11 protein-coding genes are annotated in these 14,651 nt (G+C 69.2%); 5 read left to right on the top strand and 6 right to left on the bottom strand.

Going from position 1 to position 14,651, the window contains the following annotated elements; translation table 11 throughout:
• Nucleotides 1-148: 148 nt before the first annotated feature.
• On the bottom strand, nucleotides 149-1,084 hold the full coding sequence (locus tag H537_RS0102940) for a LysR family transcriptional regulator (protein ID WP_028996695.1): 936 nt from the start codon (nucleotides 1,082-1,084) through the stop codon (nucleotides 149-151).
• Between the two features lie 221 nt (nucleotides 1,085-1,305).
• On the opposite strand from H537_RS0102940, the gene H537_RS54310 reads away from it, so the two are divergent.
• Both H537_RS54310 and H537_RS0102930 read left to right on the top strand, forming a co-directional pair.
• Complete coding sequence (locus tag H537_RS54310; protein WP_169516943.1) at nucleotides 1,306-1,479, top strand: DUF6726 family protein; 174 nt, start codon at nucleotides 1,306-1,308, stop codon at nucleotides 1,477-1,479.
• Nucleotides 1,480-1,518: 39 nt separating this feature from the next.
• On the top strand, nucleotides 1,519-2,832 hold the full coding sequence (locus H537_RS0102930; protein WP_051241661.1) for an FGGY-family carbohydrate kinase: 1,314 nt from the start codon (nucleotides 1,519-1,521) through the stop codon (nucleotides 2,830-2,832).
• A gap of 10 nt (nucleotides 2,833-2,842) precedes the next feature.
• On the opposite strand, the gene H537_RS0102925 is transcribed toward H537_RS0102930, so the two are convergent.
• Entirely contained in the window at nucleotides 2,843-4,237 is a 1,395-nt protein-coding gene (locus tag H537_RS0102925) for a replication initiation protein (RefSeq protein ID WP_084150355.1), read from the bottom strand.
• Nucleotides 4,238-5,042: 805 nt separating this feature from the next.
• Between H537_RS0102925 and H537_RS0102920 the strand changes: the two genes are divergently transcribed.
• Both H537_RS0102920 and H537_RS40855 read left to right on the top strand, forming a co-directional pair.
• Nucleotides 5,043-6,224: an AAA family ATPase gene (locus H537_RS0102920; RefSeq protein WP_043458110.1), complete on the top strand. Its 1,182-nt coding sequence runs from the start codon at nucleotides 5,043-5,045 to the stop codon at nucleotides 6,222-6,224.
• 13 nt (nucleotides 6,225-6,237) lie between these two features.
• Nucleotides 6,238-7,266, top strand: coding sequence for a ParB/RepB/Spo0J family partition protein (locus H537_RS40855; RefSeq protein WP_051241660.1), 1,029 nt, complete (start codon nucleotides 6,238-6,240; stop codon nucleotides 7,264-7,266).
• Between the two features lie 1,437 nt (nucleotides 7,267-8,703).
• Here H537_RS40855 and H537_RS0102910 read toward each other — a convergent pair.
• The 4 genes from H537_RS0102910 to H537_RS0102895 form a co-directional block, all read right to left on the bottom strand.
• Nucleotides 8,704-10,707, bottom strand: coding sequence for a site-specific integrase (locus H537_RS0102910; protein WP_028996690.1), 2,004 nt, complete (start codon nucleotides 10,705-10,707; stop codon nucleotides 8,704-8,706).
• 286 nt (nucleotides 10,708-10,993) lie between these two features.
• Nucleotides 10,994-12,406: an oxygen-independent coproporphyrinogen III oxidase gene (hemN, locus tag H537_RS0102905; protein WP_084150353.1), complete on the bottom strand. Its 1,413-nt coding sequence runs from the start codon at nucleotides 12,404-12,406 to the stop codon at nucleotides 10,994-10,996.
• Nucleotides 12,407-12,432: 26 nt separating this feature from the next.
• Nucleotides 12,433-13,125 (bottom strand): Crp/Fnr family transcriptional regulator, encoded by a 693-nt coding sequence (locus H537_RS0102900; protein WP_028996688.1) that lies wholly within the window; start codon nucleotides 13,123-13,125, stop codon nucleotides 12,433-12,435.
• Nucleotides 13,126-13,321: 196 nt separating this feature from the next.
• Nucleotides 13,322-14,116 carry an IclR family transcriptional regulator gene (locus H537_RS0102895; protein ID WP_238446589.1) on the bottom strand — a complete coding sequence of 265 codons (795 nt, stop codon included), beginning with the start codon at nucleotides 14,114-14,116 and terminating at the stop codon, nucleotides 13,322-13,324.
• A gap of 108 nt (nucleotides 14,117-14,224) precedes the next feature.
• On the opposite strand from H537_RS0102895, the gene H537_RS0102890 reads away from it, so the two are divergent.
• Nucleotides 14,225-14,651, top strand: a 427-nt coding sequence (locus H537_RS0102890) for an MBL fold metallo-hydrolase (protein ID WP_028996686.1), incomplete at its 3' end; no start/stop codon positions are given.

Below are 14,651 nucleotides of genomic sequence, written 5' to 3'. Positions count from 1 at the left end.
CGGGCCGCGAACCAAGACCGTTCAGCCCATAGCTGCTATATCAATCCGGCATGGCTCCGGCCGCAAAGCCATCGCAAAGCGGACTGGCAAAGTTACCTTTGGCCCCGCAAGTCGAAAGCGGGTTTTGCCGGACCGCCGGCAGGACGGCTCAATCGGTTCCGACGATGGCCGGCGTACCGCCGGTGGGCAGGCCCAGGCTGAGGTCGATGAGCAGTTGCGTCACCTGCCGCATCAGCGGACCCGGGCGCCGGCTGGAGGAGCGCGCCAGGCACAGCACGCTGGTGAGGGCCGGATCGGTGAGCGGGCGCGCACGCAGCTCCTGTACCCGCGGCGAGGCCGTCACGGCGCTGGCGGTGAGCACCGCGCAGCCGTGGCCCGCGGCCACCAGGTCGATGATTGCGGCCACGCTGGACACTTCCCAGGCGATCTGCAGCTTCAGCCCGGCCAGCGCGGCCTGCGTCTCCAGTTGGCGCCGGATGACGTGCGCGCGCTCGGGCAGCACCAGCGGCAGCGCCGCGAGCTCGCGCAGCGGCACCAGCGCCCGCCCCTGGGCACGGCCCGAAGGGGCGTCGCGCCGCTCCACCAGGCACAGCGGCTCGTTGAGCAGCGGCATCACCTCCAGCCCGGGCTGGGCCTCGGGGTTGTAGAGCAGGCCCACGTCCACGCGCGAGCTCAGGATCCATTCCACGATGTGCGTGGACAGCCCCTCGACAATGGCCAGCTGCGCCCGCGGCAGCCGCGCCTTGAAGGTCTCGACCAGCGGTACGGTGAGCTTGCGGCCCATGGTCGGCGGCACGCCGATCACCACACGTCCCACCGCCTCGTCGCGCGAGGAGCGCATGTCCTCGCGCGCCTGCGCCACCGCCTGCAGGATGCCGCTGCCGTGCTCCAGCAGCCGCCGCCCGGCCTCGGTCAGCACCACGCCGCGGCCGTTGCGCAGCAGCAGCGTCTCGCGCAGCTCGGTCTCCAGCGCGCGCACCTGGCGGCTGAGCGCGGGCTGGGCGATGTCCAGCACCACGGCGGCCTTGCTGAAGCTGCCCAGCTCCGCGACCTGGACGAAATATTCGAGCTGCTTGAGGTTCACGCCGTACCAGAGCCCGCAAGGCGCGGGCAATCAAAAATGTCACAGGGCCGCGATGGCGGCGGGCGCAGAGGATAGCGCCTAGCCCCGGACCAGCCCGGGCCGGGCCGGGCCGGGCCGGGCCGGGCCGGACGCTGGCGTGACCGATGCCTGCGCCCGGCGGCATTCACGGTTGTTACATGCCTGGCCTGTCAACTGGGTTCCCATCTTGCCGTTGGGCAGTGATGCGTACTGTTGTCTCCCTGTGCTGCGCCGTCCTGCTGTCGTCCCTGCTGGGTGGCTGCGGCGCCCTCGCCTTCCCCTGCCGAGCCACCTCGGCGGTGCTGAAGATCGTTCCCGTGGTCGGCCACGCGGCCGCCGTTCCCACCGACGCCTGCGCGGCGGTCATCGATCCCTGACCCGGCGCCATCACCGGGCGGCCTGCCGACAATCCGGCCATGCCGCCCTCCTCCACCTCCACCAGCCCGGCTGCCGCGGGCAGCCTGCACCTGGGCCTGGACCTCGGCACCTCCGGCGTCCGCGCCGTGGTGATCGACGCCCAAGGCGCGGTGCAGTCCACGGCCCGCGAGCCCCTGCCTCCGCCGCGGCGCGAGGGCCCGCGCATGAGCCAGGACCCTGCTTTGTGGTGGCAAGCAGTGCAGCGGGTGCTGGCCGCGGTGCTGGCGCCGCTGGAGCGCTCCCGGCTGGCGAGCCTGGCGGTGGACGGTACCTCCGGGACGCTGCTGCTCACCGACCATGAAGGCACGCCGCTCGCACCGGCCCTGATGTACGGCGACGCAGCTTGCATAGCGGAAGCTGCCCGCATCGCGACCGTGGCCCCGCCGGACACCGCCGCGCGCGGCCCGGCCTGCGCGCTGGCGCGGCTGCTGTATCTGCAGGACCGGCATCCCGGCGCGGCGCATGCGTTGCACCAGGCGGACTGGATCACTGCGCGGCTCACTGGCCGCCTCGGCATGTCGGACGAGCACAACGCACTGAAATTGGGCTACGACCCGCTGCGCCGCTGCTGGCCCGAGTGGCTGCAGGCGCTGGGCGTGCGCGCCGGGCTGCTGCCTGAAGTGGTGGCGCCGGGCACGCGCATCGGCTTCGTAGCGCCAGACATCGCCCACGCCTTCGGCCTGCCGCCGCAACTGCAAGTCGTTGCCGGCACCACCGATGGCGTGGCGGCCTTCCTGGCCACCGGCGCGAGCCGCGTAGGCGAGGCCGTCACCTCGCTGGGCAGCACGCTGGTGCTCAAGCTGCTGTCGCCGCGGCCGGTGATCGCACCGGCTTTCGGCATCTACAGCCACCGGCTGGGCGCGCGGTGGCTGGTGGGCGGCGCCTCCAACAGCGGCGGCGCAGCGCTGCTCAAGCATTTCAGCGCCGAGCGCATGGCCGAGCTCACGCCGCGCCTGCGCCCCGAGACGCCGACCGGCCTGGATTACTACCCGCTGCCCGCGCCGGGCGAGCGCTTTCCCGTCAGCGACCCCGCGCTGGCGCCGCGGGACTCGCCGCGCCCGGCCGACGACGCGCTGTTCTTCCAGGGCCTGCTCGAAGGCATCGCGGCGGTGGAGGCGCTGGGCTACCAGCGCATGGCCGCGCTGGGCGCGCCCGCGCCGTCGCGCGTGCTCACGGTCGGTGGTGGCGCGCGCAACGCGGCATGGACGTCACTGCGTCGGCGTTGCCTAGGCATGCCGGTGGAATTGGCGTCCCAGGAGGAGGCGGCCTACGGCAGCGCGCTGCTGGCGCTGCGGGCCGTGGCGGCCGGATAGGCAAGGCGAATCAGGCCGCCGCGCCCGACGCCCGGTCCCAGCCCGGCCCGTACACCGCCTCGGCGTACACGCGCACCAGCACCGAGCCCAGCACGCCGTGCAGCACGTCGCCCTGGGCGGCGCGACGCGACACCACCGCGCTGAGCATGCCGCGCGCGGCCAGCTCCTGCAGCGCCCGATCGACCCAGCCGCGGCGCTGTACCGGGTCCAGCGCCGCGATCTCGCGCTTGAGCCCGGCGATGCGCTCGTTGAGCCAGTTCTCGGTGGCCCCGACCGCATGCGGCGCCGGAGAAGGCACCGACGCCACGGGCACCGAGGGCGGCGCCATGGCCTCGGTCGCGGGCCTACTCTCGACCACCGTGGCGCCATCCAGCGGCGCCGGTGCCGGCGGCAAGCCCAGCAGAGCCTCGTCCTCGCCGTTGCGCAGCAGCGAGCGCAGGTAGGCGTAGGCGTGCTCGATGCCGCGCAGCTTGCGGTTCACCGCGCGCCGCTCCAGCACATCCAGTTGCTCGCGCACCCGCTCCTCGCCGAACTCCTTGATCAGGCCGTCGAGCTTGGCCTCGCGGATGCCCAGCGACTCCGCGCGCAGCACCAGGCCGGCGTCCACCGGCCCCTCGGCCAGCGCGCGGGCGCGCGGCGTGCCGCGCTTGCGGCGCACGGCGAACTGCACCTCGCTCACGGCGCGGCCGAGCTTGTGCTCGATGAGCTCGATCTCGATGTCAGTCTCGCTGTTGATCTCCTCGATGGCGGGCTTCACGCGCTCGTTCTTGAACTTGCGCCATTCGCGCCGCTCCGCGCCGCCGGGGGCGGGATTGAGCGCGTCGGCCCACCACTGCACAGGCTTGCGGCTGGTGACGCCGGAGGGGTTGTCGCGGTAGCGGGCACAAATCTCGTACAGCGCCACCGCCGCGTAGGAACCCAGCTTGGCCAGCACGTCCAGGTCGATGCGCGCCCAGCGCGCGGGCTCGCGCAGCGCCGACATGATCGTGGGCGGGTAGGACCAGGACACCCAGTTCTCCCCGTTGCGTACCTCGATGGCGACTTCGCTGAGCATGCTGAAGCCGCGCCACTTCAAGCCGTCGCCCGGGGCGGTGGACTCCCAGTCCACCTCCAGGCCGCGCATCTCCCGCAGGTAGCGCTTGGCCGCCGTGCGGTCCTCGCCGCTGGAGCCGGTGGTACGCAGCAGCGCCGGCAAGGGCGCTTCGAACATGTAGTCCGCGGCCGGCATGGTCTCCATCGCCTGGAGCCGAGACTGCGACACTTGCAGCAGCGCGTTGTAGAGCCGCCGCCCGGTGAGGGTGACGCGGCGCGAGCGCGGGACCATCACGATCATCTCGTGGGGCTTGCGCAGCTCGGTGCCCTCCTCCTTGGGAGCCGCTGCCCGGGTCACTTCCTTTTCATCCATGGACACATCATATGTCCGATGCACATTGGACAGTTCGGTTCACGGAGCTTCGGCCAATTTTCCGTTCTAAGCGCGTATCTGCGTCCAAACGACTGCAGACGTTCTTGCTACGATAAATGGCGGGTAAAAGATGGACATCCGAGGCGCTTACGGCTAGAGAGGCCACCACCGCACCCGGTTAAAGCTCGGACGGTTGCCGTCCCGAACACCGTTCCAAGCCGCCTGACCCGCCGGTTAAAACTTGGACGCTTGGCTTGCAGGTCGATCGGCGGAGTGGTGACACGCCCGGTTAGAAAGCGGACACTTGTGGGGACCCCCGTCTTCGCACGGTGCAATGGAGGCCGGGTAAAAACCGGACGGATGGCCTCCCAGGCCGCTTCGCCACGCTGCGTGACCGATCAGGCAGCCGTCTTAATGCCACGGCTAGCCGTGCTTCTTGTTACGTCCAACCTTTACCGAGCTTGTGCACAAGTCCATCCGTGTCCCGGATAGAAGCTGGACGCTGCCGGGTGAAATCCGGACGGGAACGGGTAAGGAATGGACGGAAGCGGGTAAGAACCGGACGGAAAGTGACTTCAATACTCAATAAGTTGTTGATTTTAAAGGATAAATTTAGTTATCCACATGTCTTAATCTCTTCAAGTCTTCTTGAACTTTCTTAATCTCTCGGAGGATCTATATAAGAAGGCTTGATGGATGTTGTGGCTGCTGAACGTTTGTGCGCCGCAATGCGTTTCATGCGATTTTTCCGATGTGCCATGCATAATCGCCCGCACTCGGAAAAACGTAACAAACCGGCATCATCATGGACATCAGACAGGCGATCCGTCGGCAAAGCCTGGCCGACATCGAACACCAGGCTGCCCGCGTGGCGGCGATGATGGGACACATACGCGCGGCGATGCTGCCGCCGGCAGCGAAGAAGGCGGCCCCCACCCTCAGCGCCGCACAGCTGGCCCAGCTGTGCCATGTGGACAAGTCCAAGATCGCCTACCGGCTCACCCGCGGCGACCTGCCGTCGGGCGAGATGCAGGGCAACCGGCGCGAGTGGCCCATGTCCGAGGCACGGCAGTGGATCCGCGAGTTCCGCGCGGCGCACATGCGTCCCGAAGGCGCGGCCGGCACCACGCTGACGGTAGCCAACTTCAAGGGCGGCGTGGCCAAGACCACCTCGGCGGTGACGCTGGCGCAGGGCCTGTCCATGCGCGGCCACAAGGTGCTGGTGGTGGACCTGGACCCGCAGGGCTCGGCCACCACGCTGTTCGGCGTGCTGCCCGATGCCGAGGTCGAGCAGGAGCACACGGCGATGCTGCTGTTCTCGGGCGCCCACGAGGACCTGAGCTACGCAATCCGCGAGAGCTACTGGCCGGGCATCGACCTGGTGTGCGCCGCGCCGCTGCTGTTCGGCGCGGAGTTCGCGCTGCCGGCGCGGCAGACGCGCGATCCGGGCTTCGAGTTCTGGCGCGTGCTGGACCGCGGCCTGGACCAGGCGCGCGTGGACTACGACGTGATCATCATCGACACGCCGCCGGCGCTGAGCTACGTGACCATCAACGCGCTGATGGCGGCCGACGGCGTGATCATGCCGCTGCCCCCTTCCGCGCTGGACTTCGCCAGCTCGGCGCAGTTCTGGGACCTGTTCAGCGACCTGTGCAACCAGCTCATCCGCAGCCGCGGCCAGGACAAGACCTTCGAGTTCATCGACGTGCTGCTGTCGCGCGTAGAGTCCAACGACGCGGCCAGCACGGTGGTGCGGCAGTGGGTGCTGGAGGGCTACGCGGACAAGGTGCTGCCGATCGAGATTCCCAAGACCGCCGTCACCGCCACCGCGTCGGCCGAGTTCGGCACCGTGTACGACCTGCCGCGCGGTGCCATGAATGCCAAGACCTTCGCCCGCGCGCGCGACGCCTACGACCGCATGTGCGAGCTGGTGGAGCAGCAGATCCAGGCCGTGTGGGCCATGCAGCTCGAACAGCTCGCCGTCTGAGGAAGGCTGAACCATGAGTCTCAAGAACAAGGCCGCCAAGCTCGACTTCAGCAACCTCCCCGGCCTGGCCTCGGACGCTGAGGTGCCCGCGCGGCCCAAGACCGCGCCAGGCGCGATGATGGCGTTCGCCAACGAGGCGCGCTCCGACCTGTTGCGTGAGAACGAGGTGCTGCAGGCCAAGGCCCGCCAGGCCGAGGCGCTGCAGGGCCGACTGGACGAGGCGCTCAACGAGTTGCGGCAGTGGGACGGCGCCAAGGCCTCGCGGCTGATCGACCCAGCGCTGATCCGCCCCAGCCGCTGGGCCAACCGGCACGAGCTCAATTTCAATACGCCGCTGTTCGACAAGCTCAAGGCCGAGGTGGCGGACGCGGGCAGCAACGTGCAGCCGATCAAGGTGCGCCCGGTGGCCGAGCCGGCGGGCAGCTTCGAGGTGGTGTACGGCCACCGCCGGCTTGAAGCCTGCCGGCAGCTGGGCCTGCCGGTGCTGTGCCTGGTGGACAACATCGAGGACCGTGCGCTGTTCGTGGAGATGGAGCGCGAGAACCGCGGCCGCAAGGACCTCTCGGCCTGGGAGCAAGGAATGATGTACCGGCGCGCGCTGGACGCCGGGCTGTTCCCGTCGCTGCGGCAGCTGGCCGCGTCCATCGGCATGCAGCCCGGCAACGTCAGCACGGCGCTGCAGATCGCGGCGCTGCCGGACGCGGTGGTGCAGGCCTTCGCGTCGCCGCTGGATCTGCAGTTCCGCTTCGTCGCGCCGCTCAAGGCCGCGCTGGAGCGGGACGAGGCGGGCGTGATCGAACGCGCTCGCACGCTGGCCGCCCAGTCACCGCGGCCAGGGGCACGAGAGGTGCTGGCCCGGCTCACGGCGCAGGATGGCAATGCCAGCCTCTCCCGGCAGATGCGCTACACGCAGGGCGGCAAGGTGGTGGGCTCTTGCGACAAGGACGCACAAGGCAACATGACGCTGCGCTTCAAGGCCGGCGCGCTGACGCCGGACAAGGAGAAGCGGCTGCAGGAGTTGCTGGCGAAGTTCTTCGATTGAGGCACGCGCCACGCCCATGGCGGGCGCAGTCGTTTTCCAAGAGGGGCCTGCGGGCCCCTTTTGTTTGAGGCAGGTGTTCTACCGTAGAACACCTCGGGTTGCGGTCGAGGCAGGGCGCCGGCTGGCTGTGGACCGCTTTGCTGGTTCGTGGGCCAGGGTGTTCTACCGTAGAACACCAGCCGGAACGGCCGGCACCCAAAGTTGGCATGCGGCGAGCGCATTGGACAGGTGGTGGCTTCATGGGCTTGCCGTGGCACAGGGTCCTGCGTTGCAAGCAGCCGCCGAAGTGCGGAATGCGTCGTGTGAACCTGGATGAACCAGGGTCTGCAGTCGAAGCATGGGTGCAACCGTCCCCTCGCCCGTGACAGCGAGAGAGCGGCTGGGCTGAGGGTGGTTCGTGCACCGGTGGAGCCACCCCGAAGGTCGGTGGCCCACCAACCGCTTGGCCGTGGACGGCTTGGCTTGCGTGCTTCGACTCGTACCCCTGTCCCTATCCAGAAACCGTCTCCAGAGGGCGGCCAGCCGGACGGTTCCAAGAGAGCCGACCAGCAGCGCGGCGTGCTACAGCGATCTCTTTGGCTTCGCAGGCAAGGGGCGGCTGACGCCGTAGTGGCCGGGAGAGCGACGGCATGCCGCCGGCGGCAAGTAGAACCCTGGATTTGCAGCAAGGGCGGAGGGTCGTTTCCAGTGCCGGGAGCCACGCGAAGCGCGCAGGACAGGCGGTGCGGATCTCCACCCATCAGCCGGCGAGCCCCTGTCCATTCACGCCGGGCCAGCCAAAGGGTGGGCGTTGGGTGTCGCCGTTGGCACGTTCGCCATGTTCTTCCAAGCTTGTGCGCGGGCTCAGCCCGGAATGGCACAGCGTGTCTGAAGAGTTCCTGGGATCCCCATCCTTCCCGGGCGAGCGGCCATCCGAACCAGCGTGGCAGCCCCGTGTCTTCGCAGGCCCGAACTCAATCCTGTCGAAGCGGTGGCATGAACGGCGCATCCAGGAAGGAGCAGGAGGCGTGCTGACTCGTCTGCATCATCGTGGCTTCCGGCTTTCACCTTGGCGGCGAACCGGGGTGCAAGGCGGGCCTGCTTGCACGATGCCATGTGAGAACGACCGCGCACCGACCGGCTTGCGCAAGCACGACGGAGCGGGCAAAGGGTGCCTTGGCCGGGGATGTAGGGCCCGCAGCGGGTGAGGGCAGCACAGCCTGGTCAGGCCTCTCGGGAAGACCGGCAGGCTTCCCGAGCGGAGAGGGTGTTCTACGGTAGAACACCCCCCGCGCAGGCCTCGCCGCATGAACGGCATCAAGCATCCAAGCTGGGGGAAAACGCTTGGTGAGCGTTGCTTGAGGCAAGCGCTCACGCCTCAAGCAGTACGGCCGTCCCGGATGTTCTACCGTAGAACACCTCCACTGCCGGCCACCTCTCGGCAGCCCCGCAGTTTGCTCAGCCCTTGCCGCGCCGCTGCTGCAGCTTCTCGAACTCGCGCACCATGCGCGCCCGCTCGGTGCCCAGGTAGATCGTCGTGGTCGCGATGCTGGCGTGCCCCAGCGCCTGCTGCAGCACTTCTACGGGGATTTGCGCTGCCGCGCCCTGGCGGGCAAAGGTGTGGCGCAACCAGTGCGTGGAGGCGGCCCGCAGCCGTGCGGCGTCCAGGCCGTCCACCGCGTGGGCGCTATCGGCGATGCGGTGGAAGAAGCGCTTGAGCATGCGGTACAGGCCGCTGGCTCCCAGCGCGCGGCCCGTCGGGGTGGCGCGTTGCAGGGACAGGCTGCCGTCGGCGGCAGCGCTCCAGCGCGGCGGTGCCTCCGCCAGGGTGCACACCAGCGGCGCGGGCGAGGGCAGTTCCCCCAGCGCCTCGGCGTCGGCGTGATGCGCCGACACGAGCGCGGCCAGGTCGTCCGCCAGCGGCACCTCGCGCGGCTTGCCGCCTTTGCCATGCACCTGCAGGACGGTGGCGTCGATGCCCTCGCCGTCCAGCCGCACGCGGCGCACCGAGGCCATGGTCGCTACCGCGAGTTCCGCCAGCCGCAATCCCGTACCCGTCAACAGCTCCAGCACTAGGCGCAGGCGGCGCTGCTCGGCACCGGCCGGCACGCCGCTCCGCGTGCGGGCCGAGGTTTCCTCCGCGTCGAGCCGGTGCCGGATGAAACGCCACTCTGTTTCCGTGAACGAGCGCTCGATGTCGATGCGCGCCCCTGCCAGTGCTGCCTTCTTGCTGACCGCCCGCAGTGGGTTGCCCACCAGGTAGTTGGCGTCGCGCAGCCCGTCAAACAGCGCCTGCACCACCACCAGCGCCTGCCGCTGGGAGCCGGACTGCAGCGGCCCGCGGAACGGACGCCAAGCCGGGTCATCGCGTGCCACCACGGCGGCGCAGCACCATTGCGGCGGCGGCTGGCGGATGAACTCCCGGTAGGCCTGCGCATCCCGGCTGTCGATCGAGGAGAGCGGCTTGTCCCGCTCCAGCAGGCACCAGAGGTAGAAGCGTTCCACCTCCTTGCGGTAGGCCCGCAGCGTTGCGGGCTTGTCACGGTACTGCTCCAGCCAGGCCTCGATCGCCTGGCGGTCGTCCTGGGCACCCAGATGGTTCGGCATGCGTGTTGCGAACAGGCCCGGCGCTCCCGGGCCGCCGGCCAGCCGCGGCGGCACTGCGAGCTGTTCCAGCGGCAGGAGCGCGAAGCGCGGCGGTACCGCCACCGAACGCAGCACTGTGGTACGCCAAACCGCATGGCGCTGAGGAGGCGCGATGGCTTCTTCGCGCAAGGGCTCTTCCCACTCCCGGCTCAGCGGCAGCAGCCAGGCGGTCAGCGACGCGGCACGTGCCTGTCCCAGGCCCTGCACGCGGCGCCACCAGTTGGCGCCATGGGCATTGACGGTCCGGACCAGCGCGTCCAGCGTTCCCATGCCGGCCGCCTTCAGGCGCTCCGTCAGCGCCAGCGACAGCCACAGCGACAGTGGATCGGAAGGGGCAGGGCGCCGTGCCAGCAGCGCCTCCACGCGGCGCAGGGCACGCAAGGGATCTGCTTCCCGGACAAGGCCCGATGGCCGTTCATCCGCCTCCAGGGTCTGAACGTGGTCCAGCCCGTAGAAGTCGCGGTACTCGCGCAGCAGCTCCGCCTCGGAGTGCGCCTCGCGGTCCAGTCCCTGGCTGTCGATGAACTCGTCCAGGTCGGGCAGGGCGACCGTGCCCGGTCCAGCCGGCGGCTGCGCCAGCAACAGCAGCTCGACCGTGATGCGCTGTTCCTCGCCCAGCCCCATGTTCAGCGCGTGTCCTTCGCGCAGCACCTGCTGCAGCAGGGCAGCCCGCTGCTTCTCGATGTGGCGCCGGTCCGCGCTCAGCTCACCGAAGCCCAGGTAGCGCTCCCAGGCCTGCCGCAGATCCAGGCCCTGCAGCCAGCTGCGCAGGAAGGCGAAGTGGTGCCGCCCCAGTGCCTGGCCCTCGCGCAGCACGCGCGTGCGTACACCACGCGGCCGTCCGCGGCGCCGCCCAGGTGCCGCGGGGTCAAGGACTTGCGCCGTTTTCGAACCGTTCTCTGTCGCGCCCACCCCAGATATCCCATTTATTGAAGCGGCACGATAATAGGAGTAATCAGGACGCGCTTAACCCGAATTTTTTGGATGAGCGAGTCAAGGTTCGGGCAGAAATGAAGGGGTTATAGGACGCAGCCCCGTCACAGGTCCCGAGCGGGTGGTGATGTGGCATGCGGCCTCAAAGAGGCCGCCCAAGCTCGCCCGGCTACACCACCTTGGAGAAGCGCTGCCGGTTTCCGGAGGCCTGCAGGTGGCGGTCGAACACCATCGCGATGGCACGCACCAGGTACCAGCCCGCGCGCGTCACGTCGACGGCCTTGTCTTCAAGTAGCACCAGCCCCGACTGCGCCAGCGGCTTCAGCGCTTCCAGCTCGCGGCCGAAGTACTCGCGCATGCGGATGCCGTGGGCGCGCTCCACGTTGTCGAACTCCAGGCGGCCCTGGCACATCAGCGCCATGATCACGTCGCGCCGCAGCAGGTCGTCGCCGTCCAGTGCATACCCACGCACCACGGGCAGCTCGCGCCGCGCCAGGCTTTGGTGGTACTCGGGCAGCGTCTTGGCGTTCTGGTAGAAGCTGCCGCCGATGCGCCCGATGGCCGACACGCCCAGTGCCACCAAGTCGCAGTCCGGCTGCGTGCTGTAGCCCTGGAAGTTGCGGTGCAGCTTTCCCTCCCGGCGCGCCACAGCCAGCGGGTCGTCCGGCAGCGCGAAGTGGTCCATGCCGATGTGCTCGAAGCCGCGCGCCAGCAGCCCATTGATGGCGTCGCCCAGCATGGCGATGCGCTGCGCCGGGCTGGGCAGCTCCTCGGCGTTGATGCGGCGCTGCGGCTTGAAGCGCTCGGGCAGGTGCGCGTAGGCGTAGAGCGCGATGCGGTCCGGCCGCAGCTCGCCGATCTGCTGCACCGTGCGCGCGAAGCTCTCGGGGGTCTGCCGCGGCAGCCCGTAGATGAAGTCGGCGTTGATCGAGGTGAAGCCCAGCGTCCGGGCGCTGTCCATGAGCGCTTTCACGCTCTCGAAGGACTGCACGCGGTGCACCGCCTGTTGCACGTCGGGGTCGAAATCCTGCACGCCGAAGCTCAGCCGGTTGAAGCCCAGGCCGCGCAGGTGTGCCAGCCGGTCGGGCGTGACCGTGCGCGGGTCCACCTCGATGGAAATCTCGGAGTCCGGCGTGAAGCGAAAGCTCTGCGCCAGCCTGTCCATGACGCGGGCGAGCTCGGCGTCCGAGAGGAAGGTGGGCGAGCCGCCGCCGAAGTGCAGCTGCGACACCGGCCGTCCCGCGCCCAGCGGCTCCAGCACCAGTGCCAGCTCCGTCTCCAGCGCGTCGAGGTACTCGGCGGCGCGCTCGTGGTGCTTGGTGATGATCTTGTTGCAGGCGCAGTAGTAGCAGATGGACTCGCAGAACGGGATGTGCACGTACAGCGACAGCGGCGCCGCCGCGCTGCCCGGTGCGAGCTGCTCGATGGCCGCGCGCGCCTGCGCCGGACCGAAGCCGTGGTGGAAGCGGTCGGCCGTCGGGTACGAGGTGTAGCGCGGGCCCGGGGTGTCGAACTTGCGCAGCAGGTCTTCGCTCAGCAGCGTGCGGGCGTCCGTGGTGAGCGCTTCGGTGGTGAAAGGCATGGGGTACTGCGAAGGAGAAGAGAGGATCACTGCAGCGGATGGCGTTCCAGCCGCTGCGCGTCAAGGATGTGAATGTGGCGCTTGTCCACCTGGATCATCTGCCCGGCTTCCAGCTCGCCCAGCACGCGCGAGAAGTACTCTGGCGTGATGGACAGCCGCGAGGCGATGGTGGCCTTGCTCACCGGCAGCGACACCGTGCCCGCGGCGCGCACGCTGTCGCGCGACCGGCCGCGCAGCAGGTAGTTCACCACCCGCTGCGTGCCGCTGTGCAGGGAGTAGGCCTCGACGTCGTCCATCAGGTTCTGCACCCGGTGCGACAGGTCGGTGAGCATGCGCAGCGCGAAGGTCGGATCGCGGCTGACCTCGGCCAGCAGCGCGTCCTTGGGCAGGCTCAGCACCAGCGTGTCGGCCAGCGCGGTGGCATTGAAGGAACTGGGCCGCCCGCCGAACACCAGCGACTCGCCGAAGCCGCAGCCCGGGCCGACAAGCTCGATCACCTTCTCCTGGCCCGCGGTAGAGATCGCGTGCAGCTTGACCTGGCCCGTGACCACGACGTGCAGCGCGTCGCAGCTGTCGCCGCTGCGGAACACGGCTTCGCCGCGCGTGTAGCGGCGCACCTGGCACGCTTGCGCCAACTCGTCCAGCTCGGCGGGACACCGGCTCTGGAACAGCGGCAGCACGGAGAGGTAGCGGGGGACGTCGAAGTGGCTCAGGTTCATGAGCCGTGACTGTCCGCGCCAAGGGCCTTGCCGCCCATTCTTCGAACGGTCAGGCCGCTGTGGCGGGAAGGAGGATATTGACGTTGCTCAAGGAGTAGTCCGCCCCGCCAGGCATCGTTCCGAAGAACTAGCGCCGTGAAATCCTACCGCCCGCCGCTGCCTTCTAGGCCGGGCAGGCACGCGGGCCATCGCCGCCTCAGGCTGCCCCGAGCCGTCGCGACAGCGAGGCCGCGCAGCGCCGGATCGCGCCGGCCAGCGGGCTGTCCCAGGCCGTGTCGAAGGTGGCGCTGGGGCCGATGCCGGTGATGCTCAGCAGCAGCGCGCCGCTGCCGTCGAACACCGGCGCGGCCAGCGCGCTCACGCCGGGGAGGGCCTGGTCCACCACGCGTGCCATGCCCTGGCGGCGCACCTCGTCGAGCTTCTCCTCGAAGGCCGCCTCGTCCAGCGGCGTGCCGGCGAAGCCGCCTATGGCCGCTTCCTGCGCCAGCACCGCCTGCACCTCCTCGCGCGCGCGGTGCGCGGCGAAGAGCCAGCCCGAGGCCGTGCCGCGCAGGCTCATCACCGTGCCGTGGCGCATGGCCACGTGCACGGGGCTGGGTGCCTCGGCCACGCGCACGATGGTCGGGCCGCGGTTGCCCCACACCGCGATGGACATGGTGTGGCCGGTGGACAGCGCCAGCTCCTCGATCATCGGCGTGGCCAGCCGCACCGGGTCGAACTGCTGCAGGCTGATGAGGCCCAGCTGCATCGCCAGCGGCCCAAGCCCGTAGCGGCCGCTGCCGGCGTCCTGCTCGATCAGGCCCAGCTTGCCGAAGCTCACCAGGTACGGATGCGCCTTGGCCGGCGCCATGCCGGCTTCGCGCGCGAGGTCTTTGAGTGCCATCGGCCGCCCGTGGTGCGCCAATGCCAGCAGCAGCTGGCCGCCGACCTCGATGCTCTGAATGCCGCGCGAGCCGCGCTCCGCGGCCGCGGAGGAAATGCTGTCGTCCACAGTGGATCTCAGGGTTTTTTCTAACAAAACGGATTAGACATTAACGAACAAGCTGACTAAGATCAATCCTGTCGTTAAACATTATTGAAGCTGTTCGCCACATTGATCATGAGCAAAGCCTTCGCCTCCCAAGCCGACCTGGAAGAGAAAAAAGTCAGCTTCACGCAGCTGTCCGAGCATGCCTGGGCCTACACGGCCGAAGGCGACCCGAACACCGGGATCATCATCGGCGACGACGCCGTGCTGGTCGCTGACACCCAGGCGACGCCGGCGATGGCGGCTGACGTGATCCGCCGCATCCGCGAGGTGACGGACAAGCCCATCAAGTACGTCGTGCTCACGCACTACCACGCCGTGCGCGTGCTGGGTGCCTCGGCCTACGAGCCGCAGCAGATCCTGGCCAGCCAGGACACCTACGACCTGATCGTCGAGCGTGGCGAGCAGGACAAGGCCAGCGAGATCGGCCGCTTCCCGCGCCTGTTCCGCAACGTGGAGACGGTGCCCGCCGGGCTGACCTGGCCCACCATGACCTTCA

The organism is Azohydromonas australica DSM 1124 (genome assembly GCF_000430725.1).
In the GTDB taxonomy this organism is placed as follows: domain Bacteria; phylum Pseudomonadota; class Gammaproteobacteria; order Burkholderiales; family Burkholderiaceae_C; genus Azohydromonas; species Azohydromonas australica.
This window is presented reverse-complemented; position numbering and strand designations above follow the sequence as displayed.

Excerpts from the sequence above, each read along its gene's own strand:
- H537_RS40855 (WP_051241660.1), top strand. The coding sequence starts at position 6,238 with ATGAGTCTCAAGAACAAGGCCGCCAAGCTCGACTTCAGCAACCTCCCC.
- H537_RS54310 (WP_169516943.1), top strand. The coding sequence starts at position 1,306 with ATGCGTACTGTTGTCTCCCTGTGCTGCGCCGTCCTGCTGTCGTCCCTG.
- H537_RS0102930 (WP_051241661.1), top strand. The coding sequence starts at position 1,519 with ATGCCGCCCTCCTCCACCTCCACCAGCCCGGCTGCCGCGGGCAGCCTG.
- H537_RS0102920 (WP_043458110.1), top strand. The coding sequence starts at position 5,043 with ATGGACATCAGACAGGCGATCCGTCGGCAAAGCCTGGCCGACATCGAA.
- H537_RS0102900 (WP_028996688.1), bottom strand. The coding sequence starts at position 13,125 with ATGAACCTGAGCCACTTCGACGTCCCCCGCTACCTCTCCGTGCTGCCG.
- H537_RS0102925 (WP_084150355.1), bottom strand. The coding sequence starts at position 4,237 with ATGGATGAAAAGGAAGTGACCCGGGCAGCGGCTCCCAAGGAGGAGGGC.
- hemN (WP_084150353.1), bottom strand. The coding sequence starts at position 12,406 with ATGCCTTTCACCACCGAAGCGCTCACCACGGACGCCCGCACGCTGCTG.